Genomic DNA, 26,415 nt, shown 5'->3' with positions numbered 1-26,415 from the left:
AAATTCTTTTCGTTGAGCTGAACATAATGAACCAGATTAATCCGAAACAGCTCTAAATAACTGTTACAAATAGTAGATCACTTGGGGCTGCTGTTGAATGGTGAATAAGCAGACCCTCTGCGTCAGGGATGACGCTGTGGAGCTTCCATGCGTGGATTCATGGCGTGTCTGCGGTCACACATCAACAGATGTAGCAGTGATAGGATCAGCTATTAAGAGGGGGAGTTTGATGATCGCTCGGTCGCTGTCCGAGCGATCATCAATGGTAGCTAGTCATTTAGCTACAAGGATGATATTTAATCACTATTGACTATCACACCATATTTAAGAAAATTTTTGCCTAGAATCATGCTGTAGTGGAAACGATCGCGATCTTGTAGATTGACTCGGATTTTTTTGTCGAGCTTACCAAGCCTCACCTGCATTTCAACAACAGGTCGAACGTTTGGCTTCTCTCCTTTTTTAGCCTTGATCCGTTTGATTCCAACCACATCGCGAGTAAATTCTTTTTGTTGTCCCATATTATTTCTGTAAAGAAAGCTAACCATCTCTTTACCATTTTTTTGAAATAGCTTGATATTCTGAGCATTGATTGAGCTCATATCCGCGCCAGTATCTAGCTTAACAGGAAATATTAATCCTTCTACGGTTGCTAATTCTATATGGTCAGCTATAAACAAGGGGTGAGGGCTTAAAAGGTTTTCAGTTCGAGAATTTACCAGAATACTCCCTTTAATCATCTTATGTCCCAAAATAAAAGATGGCTCTATCTTTCCAGGTTTTAGCTTGGCTAATGCGAAATCTACTGGGGTGTTTTTGTTATTAATAAAGATGTTCCCAGAAACAACAGGACGGATTCTCTCTCCGACTTTTATATTTTTAATGACATCCTTTGTTATGGATTCAAACTCACCCTTGTCATTCTTTAAGGAAAAAACCACTTTTTCGCCAGCGCTGTTTTTTATTGTTTTATAGCTGGGTAACTTTAACAAAGGTGTCTTGACAGTAAACGTAGGATAGGCCGGCACTTCAAATTTATCATCTATTGTTATTTTTTCATTTGGTGAGATAATCAGAGAATCAGGATGTTGTTCTTTATTGAAAGGTGCACCGCTTTTTGCTAATATATTTTCTTTTTCTGTATCAACAACATAATGTTGGTCTATAACATTTTGACCAAGCCTGATCTGACTCTTAAAGTTACCGCGATCGCTTAGATATACCAGCCAATAATTTATTTTCTGATTTATCTTTACTGGCAGATAGACGAGTGGGCGTTCTCCCTTACTAGTCTTAAGCATGCGCACCAGTGGAAGTGTTATGGGTTTATGCTCTTTATTCTCTCCTTCCAGGACAAAGGACACCTTACTATTCTTTCTATCAATCTTGATATCTAATGCATGAGCATTTGAGTATTTACTGGATAGAGAGATAGAAACCTGATAGGGAACACCATAAATATGAACAGTTTCTTTTTTACCTATGAGAGTTGCTTTAGGTTGCTCTTGTAGATACTCATAGCCAGCCATCACCAGAGCATGATCTTTTAAGTATGTCTTGCCAATTAGAATTGGCGCTGAAAAATGATTCCGATTCGTCAGGTTGACCTCAGTCATGATGGTTTTACCTGAAATAGTAAGAGGAAGGTTAATAACAGGCCGTAAGATGGGTGTGCTGCTACTTCGGCTACGAATAACACCAATACGCTCTAAATCTCGATCAACCTTGATCTTTTTTCCCGTGTAAGGGTGAGTAATATTAAATGTCACATGAACTTTGTAAGGCTTGAATGAGTCATCAGACCATTTTGCTTTTGAGAACAGATCTTCATCCCACTGGCCTTGAGTTCCAATTAGGTTGCCAAAGACTGCCCACAATAGTTTATTATCGGTTAAGTTTTTATACTCAGGGTTGAGGCTGTATAGGTGAATATCTTCAGCATGAATAGATGTCGTATCTGCTCCTGAGTCTACCTTTCCAGGAAATGGAACCCCACTGAGCCCTGAAATGTTGTAATAAACATTTTCGACTCGACCCAAGATCATTTTATCGTCGAAATGATACATAGGATCCTGTGTCATGCCAGAGGGGGATTTTGCCCAAGAGGTGAGTGCCCAACATGACAGGCTAAACAGAGACAAAATCACAGTTATTTTTTTCATTTGTATATTTTCCTGGTTAATAGGATAAGTGGTATCTAATAACCTTGCTTAGTGACGATATCTGAACGCAGATAATCAGTGAAATGCTTAGTTTGTGGGTATGGGATGGAGCATAGATATAAGGGGATCGCTGGAAAGATATTTTGGTTCCAATGGAAGTTAAGGTGGTGAGAGCTCTCATGTTCAGTTCGCTGCCAGGGTGGACACTAGCAACGAGCTGAAAAAGAGTCATCAATGATGAAGCTCATACTTCCTAAGTGGTCGTAGATGATATCCAGATGAGAGGTAATCCCGATTATTTTTCGATCATCCCTGAGATCTGATCGCGGTTAATCTGGCGAACATTACCCTGTGCATCCTCATACGTGATCATCCCTGTGTCAGAGTCCACTTCAGGTTTTCCTTGGGAAACAAGAGTTTGGCCATCCTTGGTGGTCATCACGTATTGGCTGGAGCAGCCTATCAGTGTTAGAGCTAACAGCATGGCACAGCTGCCAGCGACAATATTTTTTACCAACATGTTTGTCACCCTATTCCTAAGTGCATAAAGTCTAGCCAAGATAGCAACCCCTTCCATGAGGTACAAGTGTTTCACGGGGAGTAAAAAATCAGCGACCATGACTTAGCTTCAAGGTTTTACCTTCGACACTAAGGCTATACCTTCAGTTCACCACACAAATAGAGTGGTCCAAAACTTAAAGCTGAGCCTTGATTTGAAAGCTTGTTGTGGCTAATACGCACTGGCTGAAGCTGCTTTTGAGACCGGGGAAAACAGGTTGTCTCGACCTTCTATTCAAGAAAAAGGCAATATCTTTGGCTGAAACTGTTTGAGACAAACTATGACGGGAGTCATACCATTACCACTTCCGGGTGCATCTAGAGCGTTTTCCGGATAAACCGGTTCATCTCATGAAAGCAGCTTTGACTTTGATCACTGACTCGCAAGTCACATCCATGTTGCTCTGCTGCATCGATTATCTTCCCTGATAATCTTTTCCAGTTCAGCCTCCCTGCCTCTCGCTACGTTGCATTGCAACTCCACCCTTGCTGCAAAAGGTCAGCTTAACAAAGCTCACAGCAGCACTTGAACTTGAGGGGCGGGAATAGCTACCCTGATTAAACGAAAAATGCTCTAAATAGCTGCTCCAATTAGTAGATCATTTTTGGCAGCTGTTGAATTGTGAATACGCAGAACCTCTGCGTCAGGGATGATGCGGTGGAGCTTCCATAGATGGATTCATAGCGTGCGGTCACACATCAACAGGGCCTGGTAGATCATCTGCTCAGACAAGCCCTTACTCCGTGGTATCTGCAATCCAGTTTTGTTGCTGCGGAGTCGGAGCTGCTAAAAATGGATTTTTCCGAGAGGAGGTCTCAGGGGCTCCCTCTTTAACCACAGGTGTGGTGAAGATGGCGGGGCCTATGACTTTTGGCTCGCTTTGGAATAACAGCAAGGATAATAGGATCAAGAGCACTCCCCCTGTCATGCCTGTCATTGCCCTGGCTCTGCCCTTATTGTGAGTGGGCTCCCCTTTCCTGAGGTAGCATCTTTTAAGCAGGGTCACCACGGAGCGACGCCCAAACAGGGTGCACAGAGCAAGGGTTGAGATGGTTAATGCGGTGCCGAGGGCCATGACCAGGGCACAGATCACTCCATAGCTATACACCTTCATCAGGGAGGAGAAAAACAGGATCAGGATGGCGCCACTACATGGGCGAATACCGAAACTTAAGATAAGGCCGAGCTTGGTGCGCAGGGTGACGGCGTCGCTCAATGCTCTGTCATTTGGAACATGTTGATGGCCGCAGCTACAACCATGGTGATGGTGGGAGGAGTGAGATTTTGAACGCAGTAGTTTGCGTAGATTTTGCACGATAAGGCCAATGCCGAGTAGCAGCACCAGCAGATAGCTGATGCGGATCAGGGTAAACAGCTGGCTGTTGATCGTCTTGATCGACAGCTGAAACACAAACAGGATCAGGGTAACCAGAGTGATCGCAACCAGGGCCTGCATCAGGGCCGCTGTGATGGTGATCACCAGGCTGCTTTTCACCCGGGTGGGGTGGGTTGCCAGGTAGGTACTGACCACCATTTTTCCGTGTCCCGGACCTATGGCATGGACTACACCATAGATAAAACTTGCCCCAATCAATCCCCAGCCGATACCGGCAGAGCCTTGCAGTTGGCGAAGTTCCTGGGTTAAAAGCGATACCAACTGTTTTTGCTCAACGATGGCAAAGAGTAAGATTTTCGGCCACACCAGCCATAAGCCGTAGCCAACGGCCCCGATAATGATGAGGGAGATAAGCAACCCAACTCCCTGCCTCGCTTTGGTTTGATTCATTTTTTCCCTCTGGAGACTACGGATGTTGGGGGATGATTGGCCGTGCAATTGATAACAAGGCGCTGCGCAAAATATTGACCAAGACTATCGTCGGACTTGTGATCGACATCCAGCGAAGCGGCATAGGCAACCAGCTTGGGATCCGGATTCGCGGAGATTAGTTTGATTTGACAGGACTTGGCTAGGATCGGGTCTAGCTGTATCTGTTGAGTATGGGGGTAGCTCATATCGATATAGTAGGTTGGGTCATAGATCAGCAGCTCAAGTTGTTTGCCCTGCATCGCCAGGGGGTGAGCTATCGGCAGAGTAAAGCTCAGGGATAATTTACCCTTGTCATAGGCGAGGTGAGGCTCGGTGGCCAGGTGGTATTTGACCGGCTGCCCCTTGTTATACAGGTAGCTGAAATAGTGATAATAGGCCATATTTGAGACGATTGAAGCTCCGACCCTGTTCAGTGTTTTGGCTCTGTTTTTGGCGCTGAGATCCTCTCCATCCAGGGTATAGGAGGAGGTCATCTCATCAAACACCCAGGTGTATTTCAGGGCGGTTAATTGCCCCTTATCATTGCCGATAAACCTGGTGTGAAGTTCAATCCAAGAGTGTGGATGCGCCACTGCCAGGGTACTCACCATGCAAAGAGCGATCAGCATTATCTGTTTTATCAAGCCGTTCAATCTCCATCGCCACATTTTCACTATTCCTCAGCCTGCTTAGCTCAACAGAAAATGGCCAACCGGGCCAGCCTTTGCCGGTTAGGTTAGCCCGAGAAGCTGTAACTATCTAGCTGTTTTTGTAGATGAATCCTGTCCGAATCTGTCGGGAACTTCGGTGAAGATCCTGGTTCTTCTGCCGATGGGGAGGACTCATGGTTTAAGGGAGGGGTGCTTTTTGGGGCGGCTTGCTCATGGTGGAATTTATGAGCTGCAGTCACAGTGTACCGCACAAAAGTGTCCCGTCGATGTTGCTCAATGAAGCAATCTGCAGGAGTATGGAAACTCAGCCGTACGCTGTTTGTGAAAGATGTAACACCAGCATCAGGGATACACGCAGATGGAATTTAAAGACTACTACCAGATCCTTGGTCTCAAGGAGAACGCCACCACAGATGAGATCAAAAAATCTTATCGAAAGCTGGCTCGTAAATATCACCCGGATTTGAGTAAAGACAGTAAGACCGAAGAGAAATTCAAAGAGGTTGGTGAGGCCTATGAGGTTCTCAAGGACCAGGAAAAACGTGCCGAGTATGATCAGTTACGTGCCGGTGGGGCGCGACGTGCCGATGGTAGATTTGAGCCACCGCCCAACTGGCAGTCAGCTTCAGGGTTTTCACGTGGTGGATATACCCAAACCGATCCCCAGCACTTCAGTGATTTTTTCGAATCTATGTTTGGTGGCGGCGGATACCATGGCCAGGCACAGGGGGAGAGGCGAGCGCATCACGCCTTTAAGATGCGTGGTGAAGATGCCCAGTACAAGCTGGCGTTGTTTCTTGAGGAGGCCTATTCAGGCTGTGAAAAACAGATCAGTTTCTCGATTCCGGAGGTGAATGAACAGGGAGCTTTCTCTCAGCGAACCAAGACTCTCAATGTGAAGATCCCGGCTGGGGTACTACAGGGACAGAAGATCCGCCTTGCTGGTCAGGGGGGAGCCGGGATCGGAGGAGCAGAGAATGGCGATCTCTATCTGGAGATCGATCTGGCACCACACCCGGTCTTTACGCTCAAGGGTAAGGATCTTTATCTGGATCTGCCCGTCGCTCCCTGGGAGGCGGTCCTGGGCGCTGAGGTAACGGTGCCGACCCTGGGTGGAAAGTTGAAGCTAAAAGTCGCACCTAATAGCACCAATGGTCAGAAGTTAAGGCTCAAGGGCAAGGGTTGGTCCGGTCACCCTGAGGGCGATCTCTATGCGACTTTGAATATCACCATTCCAAAATCGCACTCGGAGGAGGCAACCAGGCTTTACCAGCAATTAGCTGAGTCTGAAACCTTCAATCCAAGAGCTGCACTGGGTGTTTAGGGGGAAGAGATGGGAACTCAAATAACAGTGACACAAACGCATATACTGGATCAGCAGACTCGCTACTCTCTGGTGGAGATCTGTGAATGCGAGCATATCTGTGCCGAGGTGGTGGTTGATCTGGTCTCTCATGGGGTGATCGATCCCGTCGAGGAGGGGGCTTTACCCTCCCGCTGGCAGTTTGATGTGAATAACTTCTTTCGGCTGCGCCGGGCCTTGCGCCTGCAACGGGATCTCAAGCTAAACCTTCCGGGTATTGCGGTTGCGTCAGATCTTTTAGATGAGCTCGATGAGTTGCGCAGAGAGCTTGCTCAGCTAAAGGCCAAGGGGTAATCATCCATCTGTGGCTGGGGTGGCCAACACAGTCACCCCTCAGAGGCTCCTCTTTAGTACGGCATATTGGAGAGCCGACTTAAACAAACCATAATCAGAAATGACAATCGATCCCATTCGTCGAACAGTTATTTAGCCCGGGCCACTTGATTTTGAAAGTTTGTCGCATATGAAGCTTACAAAGGCTTTTAAGTGAGCGGGCTGGTGTTTTGTTGATGCATAGAGGATCCATAAGTCACCTGAATAATCCGTATGGAATGTCCAGTCAGGAAGGATATGAATTAACTGACCATTTTCAATGGTCGGTTGAGCGACAAATAATGGAAGGCTGGCGATCCCAATATGCTGCAGAGCGGCTTCCATCCTAATTCGGGAGTGATTAGCAACATAGCGGCCGGTGACATCTACCTGAGTGCTCTTTTGATCCTTTGTGAAGCGCCATTTAGCATCAGCGGGGTGCTGGCCAAGAGACAAGCAGCTGTGATTCGCCAAATCCCTTGGGTGATTAGGTGTACCACGTTGCTTGATATATTGGTGAGAGGCGCACAATACATGCTGGATAGGTATCATGGATCTTCCCATCATTCCCGGAGGAGGCGACTGGGTTATTTTGAATTGGATATCAATTCTCTGATCGACGATATCACGATCTAAATCATCCAGTATCAGATGAATATTGATATCAGGATACAGCTCTAAAAAGGCTGGTATATGGGGGTGAATAAAGGAGTAGGCCACAGCTTTAGGAACGGCAATGCGCAATGTCCCTTTCGGGGATTGGACGGTTTTGTTTGATGTTTCAATCGCTTGCTCGGCAGAGATTAACATGTCCAGACAATGCTGGTGGATCTGTTTGCCTTGTTCAGTCAACCTGAATTTTCGGGTTGTTCTTTGTAATATACAGACATTGAGCGCAGCTTCGAGCTTCTTAATGCTTCGGCTTACCGAAGAGGGAGCAAGGCCTAAGCGTTTGGCCGCTTCGGAAAAGCTCCCTGTTTTGACAACCTGGACGAGGATCGCCATTTCATAGAGATGATCTATGGCTTTATTGTTGCGCACAGAGCAAAACCCCTTTCTATTTTTAGTTTATTGTCACGAGTTTAGCCTGCACTTATCCTTGATGACCAGAGATTAATCCAGTTATGGGGGAACCTAATGTCTATACGTTCTTATTATGACAGCAGCAATATCAGAGCCGATGTAAAGGTTGTTCAATGTGATCCGGTCGAATCCGGATATAGGGTCATATTGGATGATACGATCTTTCATCCTCAAGGTGGGGGACAGCCGAGTGATAAGGGAACGATAAATGGGGAGGAGGTTATATCTGTACGATGTTGTGATACAGGGATCTATCATCTGCTTGCTAACCCGGTGAAGCTGGGTGATGCGGAAATTATCTTAGATACACAGGCTCGTGAAGTTCATTCCCGATTGCATAGCGCTGGTCACGTCATTGGTTACCTGGGGGAAACATTGGGGTGGAGAGCCATTCAGGGACACCACTTCCCCGGAGAGGGAAGAGTCGCATTCACAGGTTATGATGCCGCTGATTTACCACAGCCGGAAGAGTTGGAGTATCAGGTGAATCAATTAATCCGGCAAGGGGGAAAGCAGAATCAACATTTTGACGGTCAGGGTTACCGGATGGTTGGCTTTGATGATCTGATTGCCTATCCCTGTGGTGGTACGCATGTTGATGATTTAACAGATATTGGGAGTATCAGAATTATGGGTATAAAAAATAAGAAGGGGAAGCTTACGATTCGCTATGACATTGAGGGTTAAGCGATCGCTCAATAGCAACATTCGGGATATCTTTCTTCTATTCAAATTGCGGGCTGCTGCCAGGCAGCCCGAGTATTAAAAGATAAAGAACAGTACCTCTGCAGTCAGGCCAACAGCGACCAGGGCGGCACCAACACCAAATGATTTGAGTGACATAGTCTCTCCGGTTTATCTCTTTAGCAACATGCTCAGGATCAGTCATAGGGTAAGACTGAAAAGCCCTCAATAAGTTCACCGGGCCGACTTATTAGCTATCTGGTTTGAAAGAAGAGGGAGGAGGGGCGAGCATCCTTGCTCTGAGGCGATTACAGGCCGATAACGACACCCAGACGAACCGCATAGTCATTTTTATGTTCGCCGGTGCTATTCACATAGGTTTTATCCAGAGAGACCAGCTCCATATAGGGAGTCCAGGTTTCGTTTAGCTGGTTGCTGATCACCAGGGTGTGCTCCCAGTAATCATCGCGCCCCGTTCCCTGATCAACCCCTTGCTGATAGCGGTAGCGTGGGTTATATGTGAGTCCCCAGTCGCCTATGCTCTTGGAGATCCACAGATCAAACTGATTCGAGGAATCGCGGGTGGTCCCGCTGCCATCGAGCAGGGTTTTACCATTGGCATCATTAGACCAGTTGAATCGATAGCGGGCGCTGAATGAGATACCGTTATCAAAGCTGGTACCTGCCTTGAGGTAGGGGCGATAGTCGGTCCGGCCAGAGGTGAGAACAGTCACCAGTGCCGGAGTAATATACCAGCCGTTATCCAGCTCAAACTTGTAGTTAGCCTCAAACTCCTGAGCCGTTCCCCGGGTTCCCTCAATCTCAGGATCATTGCTGTCATTGCCTGAGAAGTAACCATCATTATGGCTTTGGGCCGCCTCGGCGCTGAAATAGAAACCGCTGTTGAAGGTGTGCATAAACTTGACCCGGCTATCCTTGTTTTCGGATGTGGTGTTATAGCCGAATCGAACATCCAGTTTGGTGTCACCGGCCAGGGCCGGGGTTGTGCCAAGGGTGAGTGCAGTTGCACAGGCAAGGAGTTGAGTTTTCATAGGCCGCCTTTCTCAATGTTGTGAGTGGGAGAGTCCGGGGCAGTATAGGAATCGGTAAAAAGTCCGGTAAAGGCTACCGTAATACATTCGCTGTATGGCGATACAAGTTTGATCCGGCTCGCAAAATAACCGCTGGAAAGTAGATGGATCTCCCCTGAAGGTTTAACTCCCATCCAGATCCTGGAATACATTGAAATTTGCGATGATGATTGGCAGAGTCACTCTGCGGGTTGAGCTCAGCTTCCCTCCGCTGCTTTCCTGGCTTGCAGCGGATTGATTGGGACTCAAAAAATAAGGGTCATATCAAACCAGAGTGAGCCACCATGGGTCGAGTTTGATTGTCCTTCGAGCTTGAACCCGTGGCGCTCATAATAATTAACCAGGTGCTCTTTACAGGTTAATACTATGCCTCTCAAGCCTCTCTCCTTGCTTTGTTGAATAAAAGCCTGAATAAGCCTGGATGCATACCCCTGGTGTTGAAACTTGGGATCAACGGCCAGTCCAAAAATTGTCTGGTACATACCATCAGGCTGATGTAATGAGGCGTTCTCGAATAATGCATCGGTGATCTCCAATTTATTATTGATACAGCCATTGATATGTCCCACGACTTTTCCATCGACCTCAATAACAATAAAACACTCCGGAAATACAGCAAATCGCTGCTTAAAGGCATCAAGATCTGCTGCCTCAGACTGAGGAAAGCAGAGAGTCTCTATCTCTGAAATTCTTTCGATATCATTGATTGATGCGGGGCGCAGAAAGAGCATAAACTCTCCTTATCTGTTATCTATTTGACTGAATCAACAGGAGTGTAATTGAAAAATGTTGATGAATGAAATGCATAGTATCAAACCACTAAATGAATCTGATGCATGATAAGTTTTCCAAATATTGATCTCAACTTACTAAAGCTGTTTGCCAGCCTGTACCAAACAGGTTCTGTAACTCTGACTGCACAGGAGCTGAGTCTGAGCCAGTCTGCCTGCAGTCATGCACTGCAAAGACTCAGGGAGCGCCTCGGAGATGAACTGTTCATCCGCATCGATAATCGAATGCATCCGACAGAGTACTCTCACCGCTTATTTTCACTGATACTGCCCGGGTTAAGCATGCTCAGTAAAGGCCTTGAGGAATCACACCCCTTCTCCCCGGATGAACCGCATACCTTCAAGATTGCTGCGACAGATTACACATGTCTGAGTATTCAGCCCTTCATCAGTTATTTAACTCACAGATTCAACTCGATCAAAGTTGAGTTTTTACAACTTGAGGAGCGGTTACCTGAGTCTGAGCTTAAATCAGCTAACCTGGATCTGGTGTGTGGCTATGCGCATCAGCATGAATTCTCAGAAAGTGTCGCCTACATGGCCTGGTTGGAAGATTGCTATGTGAATGTTCGCTGCCACTCCCACCCGATTCAGAAGGTGCTTGATTTAGAAGCATTTTTAAACTTTCAGCATATCCTTGTTGCGCCCTGGAACGAGAGACGAGGCATAGTGGATATCTCACTGGCCAAGTCTAAGAAGAAGCGTCAGATCTCGATTAAAACGGCAAGCATACTGGCGGCTCCCTACTTTGTGCAAAATACCCCTTATTTACTGACGGTGCCTAAGCTGTATGCCGAGCGAATTAAAGACAATCTTTCACTGAAAGTCTCCCCTCTGCCTCTGAAGGTTCCAAATTATCAGCTTACACTTTATTGGCATAAGACACGCCATAACGATCCAAAAATTGAGTGGTTTATTCAGAGCTTCTCTGAATATCAAAACCTCTGTTAAATCGCTCATGCCGATACTCGGAGCATGGGCAGTTGCTTTCAGAAACAGCCTCTAAACGACCGCTCTTTCAGTGGCAGGTGAAGATCGGATGTAAGCCGCCTCAGGGGCGCAACAGCAGCTCGCCAAGGCTATCCACCAGCTTGAGGATATGCAGCTGGCTCTCCCGGCTATAGGGAGAGATGCTGTCGATCGCCCCAACATCACTAAGATTCCTGTGATTAAACTTGGCCAGGGTCGAATCCCGGTGACTTATCGAAAAAACCTTCAGCCCCTTGCGCTTGGCGTTATGCGCCATTTCGATCACCGCCTGAGTCATCCCGGATTTACTGATCACCACCAAGACTCCCTCGCTTGCCAGGGTGAGCTGATGAATATCTGTGATCACCAGATGGGGGATGTTGGTCAAAGAGAGAAATCGCGACAGGTAGCTGCCACTCACCAGAGAGGCGCCCCGGGAGTAGAGGTAAACCACCCGCGCCTCTTTTAACCCCATAGCAAAGGCTTCAAGCTGCTCCTGTTGTTGAGGCTGTTGCTGCTGACCGCCCTGATTTTCGCTCAGATCTCTGGCCAGCTTATAGCGCAGCTCAGTGTAGCTGGCGTAACCAAGCTTCTTACTGACCCGGTTTACCGAGGTGGTAGTGGTGAAGGCCTTGGCAGCTATCTCCTTGGCTGAGATGGTTGCGAGCTCGCCGGCATGACCGATTAGGAACTCATAGATGATTCGCTCAACACCCTGGAAAGTTTTCATGTGACAGCTTGGATCTTTACAACATTTGGGGGTCATTAGGCGTGAAACAGGCGGTAATTTCTGTGAGCTAACTCCCAGAAGTATCACGATACATGAGTTGTGCGAGGAAACCCTACTCAAGTACGTCAGCGGCTTTTTATACTGACCCCAGTGATGAACAGGGGTGAACAACAGCATGGCACAGAAAAAACTGGTCGCAGTTACCGCTTGCCCAACCGGGATAGCCCATACCTTTATGGCAGCCAAGAAGATCCAGAGCTGGGCTGAGAAACAGGGGTATCAGGTAAAGGTCGAGACCCAGGGAAGCGATGGGATCAAAAACAGACTCACGGCCCACGACATAGCAACAGCTGATGCCGTGGTACTGGCGATCGATGTTCCCATCTCTGAGATGGAGCGTTTTGAGGAGGCGAATCCTCTGAAGGTTCGGACTCAGGAGCTGATCAAGCATTTCGAGGCCCTGTTGCCTGAGGCGATGAAGCGCGAAAAGGGAACATCTAGCAGCGCGAATCTTCCCATCGATGAGAAGCGTTCCGCCTATCAGGTCTTCATTGGGCATATCATGACAGGTATCAGCTATATGCTGCCGGTGGTGGTGCTGGGTGGCTTGCTGATGGCGATTGCCAAGATCTCCGGGCAGTTCATGGATATCAGTGGCACCCCATTTGAGACATTGGATCATCTGGGTTTCATGACCATCAAGTTTATGTACCCGGTGTTTGCCGGCTATCTGGCGTACTCGATAGCGGGAAAACCGGCGCTGATCCCGGCCTTTATCGGCGGGGTGATGACAGATGAGCCCTATAAGCGCTTCTTCGATCTCCACGACTGGGTTCCTTCCGGGTTCTTTGGTGCCATCGCCATCGGATTTTTGATTGGCTACCTGGTGCGCTATCTCAATGATCACATCAAGATAAAAACAGAGCTGACCACCCTGAAGACCATGCTGCTGGTACCACTCATCGCCGGGGTGGTGATGGTGCTGGCCATGTCCTATGTGATCAATCCCTTCTTCGGCGCGGTGAACCAGGCGATGATCCATCTCTTTACCCAGGCGGGAGATGCCGGGCGAGGCCTCTACTCCATGGTGATTGCCGCAGGTACCGCCTTTGATCTCGGCGGGCCCATCAATAAGGCGGCAGGTTCGGTGGCCCTGGGCCTGAACGGCATGGGGAAAAATTTTGACCTGATCGCCCGGGAGCTTGGAATTGTGATCCCACCGATAGGTGTTGGAATGGCCGCCCTGCTTGATGGGAAGTTCCGCCCCCGGGTGTTCAGCCGTGAAGAGCAGACGGTGGGTAAAACTTCTTTCATGCTGGGGTTGATCGGTATCTCTGAGGGGGCCATCCCCTTCATCCTGAAAAACCCCAAGATGATCCCCGTGATGATCCTGGGCTCCGTGATCGGAACTCAGCTGGCTGTGGTGTTGAAGGTTTGGCAGAGCCTGCCATTGCCTGCGGTTTGGGGATGGCTTCTCTCTTCCGATCCCATCAGCTATACCCTCTGTGTGTTCGTTGGCTCCGGATTTATCGCCGTCTCCCTGCTGCTATGCACTAAACCTGCAAGCGCCCGGGACTGATTCTTCGAGAGCTGGCATGGATCAGCTCTTCCCTCTATTTCGTAAAATAAAGAGACAGCTACATGGCAAAAGTTCATGTCATTCCCCACACCCATTGGGATCGTGAGTGGTACTTCACTCAGCAAGATAGTGATGTTCTGGCCAGCTATAACTTCACCCGGGTGATCGAGACCCTGGAGAGTCAGCAGAGCTATCACTGCTACCACCTGGATGGTCAGTCTGCCATCGTTGAAGATTATCTGAAAATAAAGCCGCAGATGCGCGAACGGATGGCGGCCCTGGTGAAAGCAAGGCGCCTGTTCATCGGCCCCTGGTACACCCAGACCGATACCTACAATGTGGCCGCCGAATCGATTATTCGAAACCTCAAATACGGGATGCAGATTGCCGGGCAGCTGGGCCATAGCATGGCCGTGGGTTACCTGCCAGATACCTTTGGTCACAACACGCAGATGCCAACTCTGTTCAAAGGTTTTGGTATAGATAACATCATTTTCTGGCGCGGTATCGATTACGACACCCAGGTGAGCCAGTGTAATTTCCTGTGGCGCTCTCCGGGAGATGAAGAGGTGATCGCATATAACCTGGTGCATGGCTATGGCGCTGCCAAGAATATGCAAGACACACCTATTCATCTTGATGACAAGATTTTTCCCATGGTGGACAAAATCCGCGAGCTGTCCGGGTTAGATGAGTTGTTACTGCCTTCGGGAGGCGATCAGGTCAATATAGACCCCAGGTTGCCGGAGATCCTGGCCACTGCCAGTGAGCGCTCACCTGGGGACAGCTACCAGATCTCCTCGATGGAGGACTATGTCGCCTACCTGCGCAAGCATAGATCTGGGTTTGAGACCTACCAGGGGGAGTTGAAAACTCCTCGCTATGCGCGGATTCACAAGACCATAGGTTCGGTGCGCTATGACATCAAGAAGCTCAACTTCGAGATAGAGCAGTTCCTGTTAAAGAGGCTGGAGCCGGTGATCGCTATCGCCCGGGCGCATCAGATCGAAGTTCATACCGAGCTGGTGGATCTGGCCTGGAAGAAGATCCTGGAGTGCCATGCCCACGATAGCATGGGAGGCTGCAACAGTGATGCAACCAATGCCGATATCATGCATCGCTTAAAGCAGGCCGAAGAGGTAAGCCAGGGTCTTTACAACCTGGTGGTGAAGAATATCGCCACCCAGGTTTGTGAAGAGGGAGAGGTGCTAGTCTTCAACTCCCGAATCAAGCCCTATAGCGGGCCCACTGAGGTGGAGATCTTCAGTCGTGAACCCGAGATCTGTCTGGCCCTGGATGGTGAAAAGCTCACTTGCCAGCAACTGGAGCGTGAAACCCTGGATGGTGGCAGGATCATCGAGGTGACCAAGGATGGTGAAAGAGAGATCGCGGTTCCACCCTACTACCGTTTTGTTCTGCAAGCCGAGGTCTCAGAGCTACCGGCGATGGGCTATCGCTGCTATCAGCTACTCGCTGAGCCATGCTCCGGCAAAGCTCGGGAGAAACAGCTTAACTACATCGAAAATGACCAGCTCAAACTCAGCTTAGAGCAGGGAGAGCTGGTGCTTCATCAGCTGCAAAGCGATCGCATTATCAGGGAGTTGATTCGCTTTGAGAACCAGGCCGATGCAGGAGACTCCTACGATTTCTCGCCCCTTGAGGGAGACCGACCAATCTACTCTGAGGGCTTTGAGCTGATAAGCTGTCAGCAGGGTCCGTTGCGTCAGGAGATGATCCTTAAGACCCGCTTGCAGCTTCCCGCGGATCTGCAGGAACGCGAGCTTGAGCAGCAAAGCCGCGAGCTGGAGGTAAGGTTACAGCTGGTGTTGCGGGCCGGACAGTCACGGCTCGAGGTTAACCTTGAGACCGACAATGGCATCAAAGATCACAGGTTACGCCTGCTGTTGAACTCGGATATTCACAGCGAGGAGTCTATCAGCACCCTGCCTTTTGCCACCATCAATCGCCCGGTGGCTGCCGTGGCCGATGACTGGCGGGACAGATACCGTGAGTGCCCGGTGGATATTGAGACCACCGATGGGGTGGTCGCCATTGCTCAGGATAATCGGGCCATGCTGGTGACAGGCCGTGGCCTCAAAGAGTATCAAGTTCTATCAGGTTCAGGACAAAGCCAGATCGCCCTGACCCTGTTTAAGTCGGTCGGGGTGCTGGGCAATAATGATCTGCTGTGGCGTCCGGGAAGGGCTTCTGGGATCAACAATACCCGGGTCTTTACCCCGGATGCCCAACTACAAAAGAGCATGGAGTTTAGTTTTGCCATCAGCCTGACAGAGCAGGCGAGTCACGCCGCGATCCGTGAGCAGGAGCGAGCCTATCTTCACCCTCCCTTTGGTTATCAGCTGCAGAGCCTCAATAGCTTCCAAAATCGTCTGGAGCGCTTCCAGGTGGACTTTGCAAAGCGCGAGATGCCATCAGAGTTCAGCCTGCTAAAGGTTGAAGAGCCGCTGGAGCTTTCATCCATCGCCCACTCTCTGGAGCAGCCTGATGCGATCATCCTGCGCCTCTACAACCCGGGACTCGAGCCGCAGTCACTGAACCTTGAGCAATTCAGTCATTTTGCCAGGGTGCGTATCGTTAACTATCGCGAGCAGGATCTGGATAATCCCAAGGCTCTGGTAAAACCCAATAACAGCATAGATCTGCAGTTAATACTCAGAGAGGATCAGTAATGGATATCCAGATGAACAAACAACAGGCTGATCTATTCAAAGATAAGCTGGAGCAGAGGATCGCCCGGATATATCCGGATCAGGATCTGTCATCAATCAGCCAGAAGATTATGGATCTGATCGCCAGGTGGCAGGGCACGAGTAATAAGGCCCAATGGATCGATGAGACAACCTGCTATCTGATCTGCTACGGGGATAGCATAGCCTGTCAGGATCAGCCAACGCTGCGGGGGCTTAAGATCTTTGCCGATCGTTATCTGAAAGGGAAGATCAGCGATATCCATATCCTGCCTATGTTTCCCTACACCTCGGACGATGGTTTCAGTGTGTTGGACTATAGGAAGGTGGATCCTATCCTGGGGGATTGGCCAGATCTTAATGATCTGGCTGAACATTTCGATCTCATGTATGACTGTGTGATCAACCATATCTCAAAGAGCAGCGACTGGTTCCGGGGCTATCTGGCCGGGGAGGAAAAGTACCGGAACTTCTTTATCCAGGGCGATTTGAGTCAGGACTACTCCTCGGTGACACGCCCCAGAACTCATCCCCTGTTTACTCCCTTCACCAAGGAAGATGGCGAGCAGGTGCATCTGTGGACAACCTTCTCTGAGGATCAGGTGGATCTTAATTTCTCCGAGCCCGGGGTGCTGCTGGAGAGTATTGATATCCTGCTCCAGTATGTCGCAAATGGTGGTCGCTCCATCCGCCTGGATGCCATCGGATTTATCTGGAAGCAACTCGGCACTCGCTGTATCCATCTGCCTCAGGCCCATGAGATCATCAAGTTGTGGCGACAGATTGTTGACTTGGTGGCTCCCGGGACCCGGCTGATCACAGAGACCAATGTGCCCCATCAGGAGAATATCTCCTATTTTGGAGCGGGAGATGAGGCCCATATGGTCTATCAGTTCCCTCTGCCTCCCCTGACCCTGCATGCACTGCTGCGTGAAGACAGCAGCATCCTGAGTCAGTGGGCCCGTGAGCTGTCGGCAGAGGCGATGGAGAATCTTAGTCTTGGTCGCAAAACCAGTTACTTCAACTTCCTGGCCAGCCATGATGGCATCGGGATGAGGCCGACCGAGGGAATTCTCAGCGACAGCGAGCGCCAGTTCATCTGTCACGAGGCGGAGCGCAAAGGGGGCCGGGTGACCTATAAGAGCAACGGCGATGGTAGCCAGTCCCCCTATGAGCTGAACATCAACTACCTGAGTGCCCTGTGCGAGCCCACCGATAGCAATCAGCTCAAGGCGCGTAAATTCCTGGCGGCCCAGTCGATCCTGCTCTCCTTGATTGGTGTGCCAGCCATCTATTATCACAGCTTGCTGGGCAGCAGTAATGATCGTCAGGGGATGCTGGAATCTGGTATTAACCGGCGGATCAATCGCGAAAAACTTAAGCTGGAGCCGCTTGAGCAGGAACTTGATAGCTCTGGCTCGCTGCGCCAGCTGGTGTTCTCACAATTTGCCACCCTGCTGGAGCTTCGTAAGGGCCAGGCCGCCTTCTCTCCGATGGCGGCTCAGCAGGTCCTGGAGCTTGGGGATAAGCTGTTTGCCCTCAGGCGTGGCAACGGGGCCGATACTATTACTTATATTTTGAATATCAGCAGCGACAAGCAGCCGGTGGCTCTAGCCAAGCCTGGTTTTGATCTGGTAAGCCAAAGCAGGTTTACCCAAGACTTTGAGCTTGAGCCCTATCAATTCGTCTGGTTAAAGGAGGTCTAAGATATGACTATTCAACTCGCCAGCCTGACCTCAGAGTCGCTGATCATGCTTGATGCCAGCTTTGAGGATAGGGTAAGTGCCATTGAGGCTTTGTGCGACAGGCTGGAGCACAGCGGCAAGCTTCATGATAAGCAGAAATTCCTGGAAGCCGTGATGACCCGCGAGAGTGAAGGGCCAACTGCTTTGGGGGAGTCGCTGGCCGTGCCTCACGGTAAGTCTGAAGCGGTAAAAGAGCCGGTGTTTGCCTGTGCCCTGCTAAAAGATGAGCTGGCCTGGCAGGGGCTCGATGGCGATGAGCCGGTCACCATGATCTTCCTGCTGGCCATTCCCCCGGCACAGGCCGGTTCGACGCACATGGAGGTCCTGACCACACTCACCTCCTCGCTGGTGGAGGATGAGTTTCGCGAGCTGCTGATGCGGGCGAAAACCCCTGAGCAGGTGATGTGCCTGTTGGGTGGCGACGAAGCTGAGATCACCGGGGATGAAACAGAGCAGGGTGATCCGTCAGCAGGTGAGCTGCTGGCCAGGGACTATAGTGACAAGGCCTATCCTCTGGTGTTACTGGTTGGGGTGATCCTGGTGCTTATACTATTCTTCATGCTCTGATCTCGGGAGCGGGACGCTATCCGCGCCCCGCTGGAGGGAGAGGTGAATGGCATAGAGTTACTGGTGGTATCTCTGGTAGATGGGGTCGAGCTTGCCGTTCTCCATCATTTTGTTAAATGTCTCTTTAAAGTCATCACTCAATTCCGCACAGGGAGAGCTTCGGGAGAACAGCAGGTAAACATTATTGCTGGTGACGGGGTTTTTCAGGGCGACAATCTTATCCTCGAGACCCATCTGTCGAAGCAGTTTTTTACCATGGTGATAAGCCAGCACCATATAGTCTGCCCGGCCTCGCATCAGCATGGAGGCCATCCTTTGATCTTCGTTACTCTCGATAAACAGCAGGTGTTCCCTGGCATACTTATCAAAAGTCTCGCCATAGGAGCCGCCGGCGGGCCTTAGCCCCTTTTTGCCAAGCAGATCAGCTAGGGTTTGGAAGTTAAATTCGTGGCCCTTTTTAACAAAGATGCTGATCTTGTCATTACCTATGGCCGGAGAGTAGATAAATTGCTTAGCTCTGAGCTCGGTAAAGTAAGCTCCGGAGAGGCCGTCGAGTTGCCCAAACTCCAGATCCTTAAGCAACCGCTTCCAGGGGCGGGGCTTACCAGCTATCACCTTGACTCCAAGCTCAGACATCACCGCCCGGGTCACGTCGGCGATGAGTCCCATATAGGGGCCACCCAGATTACCATTTTTAAAATAGGAGTAGGGGTGCCAGCTTTGAGCCCCGTTGATGGTGAACTGCTCACACTTTACTGCTGCGTTCACGATGCTCGGGGTGAGCAGAAGTAAACAGTATATCCACCTAAGTTGCTTCATGATCTGGATCAATTCTCATCAGTCATCTAATCAAAGCCTAGTTCTGATAAAGCTTTGGTGCGAGAAGGGGCCCGTATGGAGCTGACCCATTTTGCTGTAATTAACCATTCTGTGTGGGGCAGCTGCTACCTTTAATAAAGGGGGATTTGGGAGTTAGTTGTGAGTCAAAATCTCTTTATTGATGAAAGCCCTGGGGATAAGGCTTGGTGAATGAGTAGCGATTACTGGCGAATCAAACTACTTATCTGCTGCACGGCTCTCTTCCTGAGCTGGCAGTTCCCTGTGATGGCAAATCCACAGCACCCAATCACCTTTTACCTGGAAGATGAACCCATCTATACCTCTAGCTCAACGACTCATCCAGGGTTTTTACTGGAGCTTCTTAGGGAGATGACTCATCTGATGGGTATTCAGCCCCAGATAAAGTTTCTGCCCTGGAAGCGAGCTCAGCAGATGGCGAGCAATACCCCAAACGGCATGATTTTCCCTTTAACCAGAACCGAAAAAAGGGAGGATCACTATCGATGGATAGTGAAGATCTTCGATGTCCCCGTGATGTTTATCAACCGTCAGGGGAGGCCTGTGATCTCCAGTATTGAGCAAGCCAGAAAGGTCAAAAAAATTGGGGTGATTACCGGAACCCCTCAGGAAGATAAATTGATGAGGATGGGTTTTTTAAATATTGCCAGTGTCAAAGGGAAGTATCTGTATGAGTTCCTGGCAAGGGGCAGGGTTGATGCGATCTATACCGCCGGGCCAGAGGCGGTGGTGGGGTGGCGAGTTACCGGGTATCCGGGCAAGCTACAATTCGGGGAGGTGATCCAGACTCTGCCCTTATGGCTGGCTGCCAGTAAAAATTCCCCATTGATTGATAGTAAGCAGTGGGCGGACGCCTTAGAGAAGACCAAGAGTTCAAGTCGCTATTCAACAATTTATGATAAGTATTACGCTCAATAATCTTCTGTATAGCCATTGAATTTTCTGCCTGTGGTCTTCTTCAGTCCTCTAGCTCAAAATCCTGGAACCACAGCCCGTCTCGCAATACCTGCTCTCCCACAGTCAGCTCAAGTGGCCACTCAAACAGGGGACCGTTAGTCACCACGCTGTGATATTCACCATTCTCTCCACATGGATCGATACCAAGCGCTGCAAACTCTTCGAGCAACTGATGAGTCAGGAGTTGCCCCAGATACTTTTTATCCAGCTTATCGGCGCGCACAGCCACGATCCGTGCCTCAAAACCCGCATCAACAAACTCCCTGACCAGAGGCAGACGATCCTGCTGCCAGAGCGGGAGGTAAGGGAGCATATCAGCCTTTTTACACACCATCTGCTCCCACTCAAGGTGCTCTATGAGATCAATGTCACCGAATATTCCATGGGTGATCCCCTGCTCTCTGAGTCTGCTCAGTGCCGCAACAAAACAGTTTTCATAATCACTCCAGGAGGTCGCGGCTCCCATCAGGGGGACCCCCATCGCCTTGGCCTGGGCCTCAATAACACTGCTGCGCAGCCCATGAGAGCGGGAGCGTTCACCGTCCTCGATCTTCATGTTGAGCAGCATCCGGATCTTGGCTCCGGACTGAATCGCCCGGTACATGGCTAAACAGGAGTCTTTGCCGCCGCTCCAGGAGACAACACAAGGCTGGTCATGAATCTGGACATTCTCTAGGGAAAGATTGGCTGCTGTTGGATGATTGAGCATAGGGTATTTTTCCGGGGTTGTTTCTGGATCATGCCGGGTTCAAATCGGCGAGGTTTTGAGTCCTGACACTAGCATTAGATCGGCTCCTGGCCAATGGCGAGCCCTGATCTCTGGTTAGTCTGTAAGCGGCTGAGGCTGTTAAGATCCTCTTCTTTTGCCAGGAGTTTCACCGCCGGAAGGCCACTTGAGATATACACTAACAATAAGTCAGGTCAGCTCCGGACTTTGTGATGCGATTATTATTATGGATTCCTCTGCTTCTTTGTAGCATCGGCTCAGCATGGTCGATGGCCATTAAGCTCACCGCTGCTGAATATCCCCCCTATTGCAGTCAGAAGCTGGAGGGCAGTGGTATTGTCATTGATCTGCTTCGTAGTGCCCTGGATGCTCAGGGACATACCCTGGTTGTAGACTTTAAGCCCTGGTCCAGAGCATACAAGGAAGCTCAGTTCGGTCTTGCTCACGGGATCCTCTGTCTATGGAGGAGCCGTGAACGAGAGCACTGGTTTTATTATCCGAAGCCATTTCTTTTAAACAAAATCGGCTTTTATGCTCATCGGGATAAAATACCGGCACATCTGGACTACCAAAAACTATTGATTGGCAACGTGAGAGGCTATCTGCTTCCACAGTCCCTGCAAGATATGGATCTCAATATCTCGATGGTGAAAGATGACAGCAAGTTACTGGATATGTTGATCAGAAAACGGATCGATCTTGCGGTGATTGAGTACAGCGTTGCCCAGTACCTGATACGCCAACACCATCCAAGTGAGGTAAGGCAGATCGTTTGGTATCCACCTCCCCTCGAAGAGAAATTTTTATATGTGGGGATCTCCCGCAAACATCCCGAAGCGGAACAAGTGTTCAGGATAGTCAATGAAAGCCTAACTAAGTTGCACGCCAGTGAGCGCTGGCAGCAGATCCTGAGCTCCTATGCAGAGCTGCTTCCTCCGACATCTCGGCAGTGATCTATGAGTATGATGACCATTCCGGCCCAGCGGGATTCAGATCATTTTCTGATCATATGCTCTCTTTAACTTGATCGAGGGCGCAGCGCGCTGCTATAGTTTTGTTTCGAAGCGAAACCTATTATCTTCCATGACGAAACGAAATACTCAACAGCGTCGTCACACCATAGTGCGACAACTCAATGAACAGGGTGAAGTCACAGTTGAACAGCTGGCTGGACTCTTTCAAACCTCAGAAGTAACCATCCGCAAGGACCTGGCGGCCCTCGAAAAAAATGGCTTGCTGCTACGTCGCTATGGCGGAGCTGTTCCCATTCCCAGTGAGATGGTGGTGGAATCGGAATCACAAAAAGTTTCGAATCAAAAGCTGGCGATTGCCCGTTGTGCGGCAGCCAGAATTCGCGATCACAACCGTCTGATCATAGATAGTGGTAGCACCACACGGGCGCTGATCCCCCTGCTGGGAAAACGCCATGGACTAGTGGTGATGACCAATGCTCTGAGCGTTGCCAATGCGCTGCGCGATCTGGAGAACGAGCCGACCCTGTTGATGACAGGGGGAACCTGGGATCCACACTCGGAAGCATTCCAGGGGCAGGTTGCCGAGCAGGTGCTACGATCCTATGACTTTGATCAGCTGTTTATCGGTGCCGATGGCATCGATCTTGAGCGTGGTACTACCACCTTTAATGAATTGGTGGGTCTGAGCCGGGTGATGGCTGAGGTCGCCCGGGAGGTGATCGTCATGGTGGAATCTGAAAAGCTGGGGCGCAAGATCCCCAATCTGGAATTGCCCTGGGCACAGGTCGATACCCTGATCACAGATGATGGGATTGATGAAGCTAGCAGGGCTCAAATTGAACGTTCGGGCGTCACTGTGATCTGCGCCCAAAGCAACAAACAGTTATCAGGAGAGTAGAGCATGTGCGGAATTGTTGGAGGCGTCGCTCAGCGCGATGTGGCTGAAATTTTATTGGAGGGTCTGCGCCGTCTGGAGTATCGGGGATACGACTCTGCCGGAATGGCAATCATCGACCATGATCATCGACTGAGCCGGCTTCGCCGCCTGGGGAAGGTAAAGGAGCTGAGCGATGCCTATGAAGCAACTCCTCTGGAGGGGGGATCGGCATAGCTCATACTCGCTGGGCGACCCATGGAGAGCCATCTGAGGCAAATGCGCACCCTCATATTTCTTCCGATGAGATAGCCGTGGTACACAATGGGATCATTGAGAATCATGAGGAGCTGCGCGAACGCCTCCAGGGGCTGGGGTATCAGTTTAGCTCACAGACAGATACCGAGGTGATTGCCCATCTGGTGCATCTCTACTATCAGCAGAGTGATACTCTGATCACCGCAGTGCAGCGAGCGGTTAAGGATCTTGAGGGAGCCTACGGGACTGTGATCATGGATAGCGCGGATCCGGATCGTCTGGTGGTGGCTCGATCCGGATCCCCTCTGGTGATCGGCCTTGGGATCGGCGAGAATTTTATCGCCTCGGATCAACTGGCGCTACTGCCGGTGACCCGAAGGTTTATCTTCCTTGAAGAGGGGGATGTAGCGGAGATCACCCGTCACTCGATCCAGATCCTTGACCAAAATGAGCAGCCGGTAGAGCGGGAGATCCAGGACTCGGATCTGAGTCATGATGTGGCCGATAAGGGCAAGTATCGCCACTATATGCAAAAGGAGATCTTCGAGCAGCCCTCCGCGATCACTAATATTCTCGATGGTCGCCTGCAGGATCGTCAGGTGATCCCTGAGGCGTTTGGTCATGCCGCTCAGGGGATCTTCTCCAAGGTTGAGAATATTCAGATCATCGCCTGTGGTACTTCCTATCATTCGGGCATGGTGGCCCGTTACTGGTTCGAGAGTATCGCCGGGATCAGCTGTAACGTGGAGATCGCCTCCGAGTTTCGCTATCGCAAGTCGGTGGTGCGTCCCAACAGCCTGTTGGTGACCCTTTCTCAGTCCGGTGAAACCGCCGATACCCTGGCTGCGCTGCGCCTCGCTAAAGAGATGGGATACATGGCGAGCCTTGCGATCTGTAATGTGCCCGGCTCCTCTCTGGTTCGTGAGTCGGATCTCACTCTGATGACCCGCGCCGGCGCCGAAGTTGGTGTTGCCTCCACCAAGGCCTTTACTACTCAGTTGGTGGGGCTGCTGATGATGGTTATGGGAATCGCACGCCAGCAGGGCTCACTGACCCCGGCTCAGGAGCAGGAGATCGGCCTGGCACTGGAGCACCTTCCCGCAGCCATTGAGACCAGCCTGACTCTGGATAGCGCCATTGAGAAGCTGGCAGAGGATTTTGCTGAGAAGCATCACACCATGTTCCTGGGGCGTGGGGATCAGTATCCGATCGCCATGGAGGGGGCGCTCAAGCTCAAAGAGATCTCCTATATCCATGCCGAGGCGTATGCAGCGGGTGAGCTTAAGCATGGCCCGCTGGCACTGATTGATTCAGAGATGCCGACCGTGGTGGTGGCACCTAACAATGAGCTTTTAGAGAAGCTTAAGTCAAACATGGAAGAGGTGCGGGCCCGTGGTGGTGTGCTGTATGTGTTTGCCGATCAGGATGCAGGCTTTAAGTCCGATGACACCATGAAGGTGGTGAACCTGCCTCATGTTCCCGAGATCATCGCACCGATCGTCTACACGATTCCGCTGCAGCTACTCTCCTATCATGTGGCTCTGATCAAGGGCACAGATGTGGACCAGCCGCGCAACCTGGCGAAGTCAGTGACGGTCGAGTAAGAGCCTATCGCTCAGATTACCTGCGCAATAGCACTATCAGGATTAAAAACAGCCACAATTAGTGGCTGTTTTTGTTTGGTGCAACTCCGGGATTCTGACAGCTATACACCGCTCGTTTCTGAATACGCAACTCAATGCTTGAAAGCCGACAGTGCTGTTGAGTAAAAGCCTGAGTCGTAGTGCAACTATCTGCGGAGAGTAGAGTGCCTGGCTCAGTGGATACTATCCATCTATTTATTACAACCTTTGAGACTTTTGAGTGACAGATACTTGCGGACAAGCTTGAAGCAGCCATTGCTCGAGATATAAGCTTCCCAAGAGCAAGGCTCTCCAGTGGGCTACGATCTTATGCTGACAGCCCTTCCCTCAATATAAGGAAATACCAGATCATGCTGAGTAAAAAGAAGTTGATTCCGGTCATAGTTGCCGTCGTCGTCATTCTCGGGATTTTGATGAACTGCTTCACCTCTGTGCCTGCTGGTCATGTGCGAGTGGCAACTCTCTTTGGAAAGGTGCAAGCTAAGGTTTATCAAAATGGTTTTCATTTTGTGAATCCATTTTATAACTTCACAACTTTTGATGTTCGCAACAAGACCCTGCTGTTCAGCAGCGTTCCTGTGCCGACACAAGACCAGCTAACATCCAAGATTGATGTGCGGATCCAGTATCGCCTGATCTCCTCCCAAGCTCCAAAGATCCTGGAGAACACAGGTAACGCTGAGCAGCTGGTCGATGTAAAGCTCAAGTCCCAGGTTTACTCTGTGCTGCGTGATGCAGCAAAAACGGTACCCAGGGCAGAAGACTTTTTTGACAGTGCGACTCAGAACCGACTGCAGTCTCAGATGCTGATGATCCTGCAGGATCGCCTCGCCCAGTACGGCCTGGATATTCAGCAGGTTCTTCTTAGTAATACCCAGTTACCCTCTTATATCGTGCAGGCGATCAAGAGCAAGAAGGTTCGCCAGCAACAGGTTCAGCAGGAAAAAGCAGAGCTTCAGCGAGTTCAGATCCAGTCTCAGCAGAAGGTAGCTCAGGCTGAGGCTGAGGCCGCTGCTGCATCTCAAAAGGCAAAGGGGATCCGCATCCTGGCGGATGCTGAGGCATACAAGATCAAAACAATCCAGAAGTCGATTGCAAACTCCAAAGGATATATCCAGCTTCAGGCGCTTGATACGCTGGCGAAGATGGCAAAAGATCCTGCCGCTAAGCTGTATTTCCTCAACAGCGATAGTCCACAGCCATTCCCGCTACTGAATCTGGGTGGTAAATCCAAAGGTTAATCCTGAAGGCCCCTCAACGAGGGGCTAATTTACATATAGATTATAGATAGATGATTTTCCAT

22 protein-coding genes and 1 pseudogene are annotated in these 26,415 nt (G+C 50.0%); 13 read left to right on the top strand and 10 right to left on the bottom strand.

Annotation, left to right across the window (positions count from 1 at the left end; all coding sequences use genetic code 11):
- Positions 1-296 precede the first annotated feature (296 nt).
- The 4 genes from DB847_RS23355 to DB847_RS23340 form a co-directional block, all read right to left on the bottom strand.
- The gene (locus DB847_RS23355) at positions 297-2,162 is read right to left on the bottom strand and encodes a putative ATP-dependent zinc protease (RefSeq protein ID WP_108652817.1); all 1,866 of its coding nucleotides are present in this window, start codon (positions 2,160-2,162) and stop codon (positions 297-299) included.
- A 295-nt stretch (positions 2,163-2,457) separates the two neighbouring features.
- Positions 2,458-2,682: a YgdI/YgdR family lipoprotein gene (locus DB847_RS23350; RefSeq protein WP_108653083.1), complete on the bottom strand. Its 225-nt coding sequence runs from the start codon at positions 2,680-2,682 to the stop codon at positions 2,458-2,460.
- Positions 2,683-3,457: 775 nt separating this feature from the next.
- A complete protein-coding gene (locus DB847_RS23345; protein WP_108652816.1) occupies positions 3,458-4,507 on the bottom strand; it encodes a nickel/cobalt transporter in 1,050 nt (349 codons plus the stop codon).
- Positions 4,504-5,172 carry a DUF1007 family protein gene (locus DB847_RS23340; protein WP_159084823.1) on the bottom strand — a complete coding sequence of 223 codons (669 nt, stop codon included), beginning with the start codon at positions 5,170-5,172 and terminating at the stop codon, positions 4,504-4,506. Before DB847_RS23340 ends, DB847_RS23345 begins: the two co-directional genes overlap by 4 nt.
- Before the next feature lie 385 nt (positions 5,173-5,557).
- Between DB847_RS23340 and DB847_RS23335 the strand changes: the two genes are divergently transcribed.
- Both DB847_RS23335 and DB847_RS23330 read left to right on the top strand, forming a co-directional pair.
- Entirely contained in the window at positions 5,558-6,523 is a 966-nt protein-coding gene (locus DB847_RS23335) for a DnaJ C-terminal domain-containing protein (RefSeq protein ID WP_108652814.1), read from the top strand.
- Positions 6,524-6,532: 9 nt separating this feature from the next.
- On the top strand, positions 6,533-6,856 hold the full coding sequence (locus DB847_RS23330) for a chaperone modulator CbpM (protein WP_108652813.1): 324 nt from the start codon (positions 6,533-6,535) through the stop codon (positions 6,854-6,856).
- Positions 6,857-6,988: 132 nt separating this feature from the next.
- On the opposite strand, the gene DB847_RS23325 is transcribed toward DB847_RS23330, so the two are convergent.
- The gene (locus tag DB847_RS23325; RefSeq protein ID WP_108652812.1) at positions 6,989-7,915 is read right to left on the bottom strand and encodes a LysR family transcriptional regulator; all 927 of its coding nucleotides are present in this window, start codon (positions 7,913-7,915) and stop codon (positions 6,989-6,991) included.
- A 96-nt stretch (positions 7,916-8,011) separates the two neighbouring features.
- On the opposite strand from DB847_RS23325, the gene DB847_RS23320 reads away from it, so the two are divergent.
- Positions 8,012-8,644 carry an alanyl-tRNA editing protein gene (locus DB847_RS23320; RefSeq protein WP_108652811.1) on the top strand — a complete coding sequence of 211 codons (633 nt, stop codon included), beginning with the start codon at positions 8,012-8,014 and terminating at the stop codon, positions 8,642-8,644.
- Between the two features lie 305 nt (positions 8,645-8,949).
- Here DB847_RS23320 and DB847_RS23315 read toward each other — a convergent pair whose 3' ends face one another.
- Both DB847_RS23315 and DB847_RS23310 read right to left on the bottom strand, forming a co-directional pair.
- The gene (locus tag DB847_RS23315) at positions 8,950-9,693 is read right to left on the bottom strand and encodes an oligogalacturonate-specific porin KdgM family protein (RefSeq protein ID WP_108652810.1); all 744 of its coding nucleotides are present in this window, start codon (positions 9,691-9,693) and stop codon (positions 8,950-8,952) included.
- 284 nt (positions 9,694-9,977) lie between these two features.
- On the bottom strand, positions 9,978-10,463 hold the full coding sequence (locus tag DB847_RS23310) for a GNAT family N-acetyltransferase (protein WP_108652809.1): 486 nt from the start codon (positions 10,461-10,463) through the stop codon (positions 9,978-9,980).
- A gap of 105 nt (positions 10,464-10,568) precedes the next feature.
- Between DB847_RS23310 and DB847_RS23305 the strand changes: the two genes are divergently transcribed.
- The gene (locus tag DB847_RS23305; RefSeq protein ID WP_108652808.1) at positions 10,569-11,474 is read left to right on the top strand and encodes a LysR family transcriptional regulator; all 906 of its coding nucleotides are present in this window, start codon (positions 10,569-10,571) and stop codon (positions 11,472-11,474) included.
- A 100-nt stretch (positions 11,475-11,574) separates the two neighbouring features.
- On the opposite strand, the gene DB847_RS23300 is transcribed toward DB847_RS23305, so the two are convergent.
- Positions 11,575-12,222: a MurR/RpiR family transcriptional regulator gene (locus DB847_RS23300; RefSeq protein WP_108652807.1), complete on the bottom strand. Its 648-nt coding sequence runs from the start codon at positions 12,220-12,222 to the stop codon at positions 11,575-11,577.
- A gap of 175 nt (positions 12,223-12,397) precedes the next feature.
- Here DB847_RS23300 and DB847_RS23295 point away from each other — a divergent pair, with 175 nt between their 5' ends.
- The 4 genes from DB847_RS23295 (at position 12,398) to DB847_RS23280 (ending at position 18,821) form a co-directional block, all read left to right on the top strand.
- Entirely contained in the window at positions 12,398-13,801 is a 1,404-nt protein-coding gene (locus DB847_RS23295) for a PTS fructose transporter subunit IIC (protein WP_108652806.1), read from the top strand.
- 62 nt (positions 13,802-13,863) lie between these two features.
- Positions 13,864-16,491 carry a glycoside hydrolase family 38 N-terminal domain-containing protein gene (locus DB847_RS23290; protein WP_108652805.1) on the top strand — a complete coding sequence of 876 codons (2,628 nt, stop codon included), beginning with the start codon at positions 13,864-13,866 and terminating at the stop codon, positions 16,489-16,491.
- Positions 16,492-16,502: 11 nt separating this feature from the next.
- Positions 16,503-18,215 carry a sugar phosphorylase gene (locus DB847_RS23285; protein WP_108653082.1) on the top strand — a complete coding sequence of 571 codons (1,713 nt, stop codon included), beginning with the start codon at positions 16,503-16,505 and terminating at the stop codon, positions 18,213-18,215.
- Between the two features lie 3 nt (positions 18,216-18,218).
- Positions 18,219-18,821 (top strand): fructose PTS transporter subunit IIA, encoded by a 603-nt coding sequence (locus tag DB847_RS23280; RefSeq protein ID WP_199911670.1) that lies wholly within the window; start codon positions 18,219-18,221, stop codon positions 18,819-18,821.
- 57 nt (positions 18,822-18,878) lie between these two features.
- Here the strand turns inward: DB847_RS23280 and DB847_RS23275 are convergent, their stop codons facing one another.
- Positions 18,879-19,589, bottom strand: coding sequence for a substrate-binding periplasmic protein (locus tag DB847_RS23275; RefSeq protein WP_159084822.1), 711 nt, complete (start codon positions 19,587-19,589; stop codon positions 18,879-18,881).
- 261 nt (positions 19,590-19,850) lie between these two features.
- Here DB847_RS23275 and DB847_RS23270 point away from each other — a divergent pair, with 261 nt between their 5' ends.
- A complete protein-coding gene (locus DB847_RS23270) occupies positions 19,851-20,597 on the top strand; it encodes a substrate-binding periplasmic protein (protein ID WP_108652803.1) in 747 nt (248 codons plus the stop codon).
- Between the two features lie 40 nt (positions 20,598-20,637).
- On the opposite strand, the gene DB847_RS23265 is transcribed toward DB847_RS23270, so the two are convergent.
- Positions 20,638-21,345, bottom strand: a complete 708-nt coding sequence (locus tag DB847_RS23265) for a Dph6-related ATP pyrophosphatase (RefSeq protein ID WP_108652802.1) — start codon at positions 21,343-21,345, stop codon at positions 20,638-20,640.
- A 230-nt stretch (positions 21,346-21,575) separates the two neighbouring features.
- Between DB847_RS23265 and DB847_RS23260 the strand changes: the two genes are divergently transcribed.
- The 4 genes and pseudogenes from DB847_RS23260 to DB847_RS23245 all read left to right on the top strand — a co-directional run bounded on the left by DB847_RS23260 (position 21,576) and on the right by DB847_RS23245 (position 26,353).
- Positions 21,576-22,316, top strand: a complete 741-nt coding sequence (locus DB847_RS23260; RefSeq protein ID WP_108652801.1) for a substrate-binding periplasmic protein — start codon at positions 21,576-21,578, stop codon at positions 22,314-22,316.
- A 130-nt stretch (positions 22,317-22,446) separates the two neighbouring features.
- A complete protein-coding gene (locus DB847_RS23255) occupies positions 22,447-23,235 on the top strand; it encodes a DeoR/GlpR family DNA-binding transcription regulator (protein ID WP_108653080.1) in 789 nt (262 codons plus the stop codon).
- Positions 23,236-23,238: 3 nt separating this feature from the next.
- Positions 23,239-25,073, top strand: a pseudogene (gene glmS, locus DB847_RS23250) (glutamine--fructose-6-phosphate transaminase (isomerizing)).
- Positions 25,074-25,462: 389 nt separating this feature from the next.
- The gene (locus tag DB847_RS23245) at positions 25,463-26,353 is read left to right on the top strand and encodes an SPFH domain-containing protein (protein ID WP_108652800.1); all 891 of its coding nucleotides are present in this window, start codon (positions 25,463-25,465) and stop codon (positions 26,351-26,353) included.
- Positions 26,354-26,415: the final 62 nt, after the last annotated feature.

Source organism: Dongshaea marina (genome assembly GCF_003072645.1).
GTDB classification, from domain to species: Bacteria; Pseudomonadota; Gammaproteobacteria; order Enterobacterales; family Aeromonadaceae; genus Dongshaea; species Dongshaea marina.
This window is presented reverse-complemented; position numbering and strand designations above follow the sequence as displayed.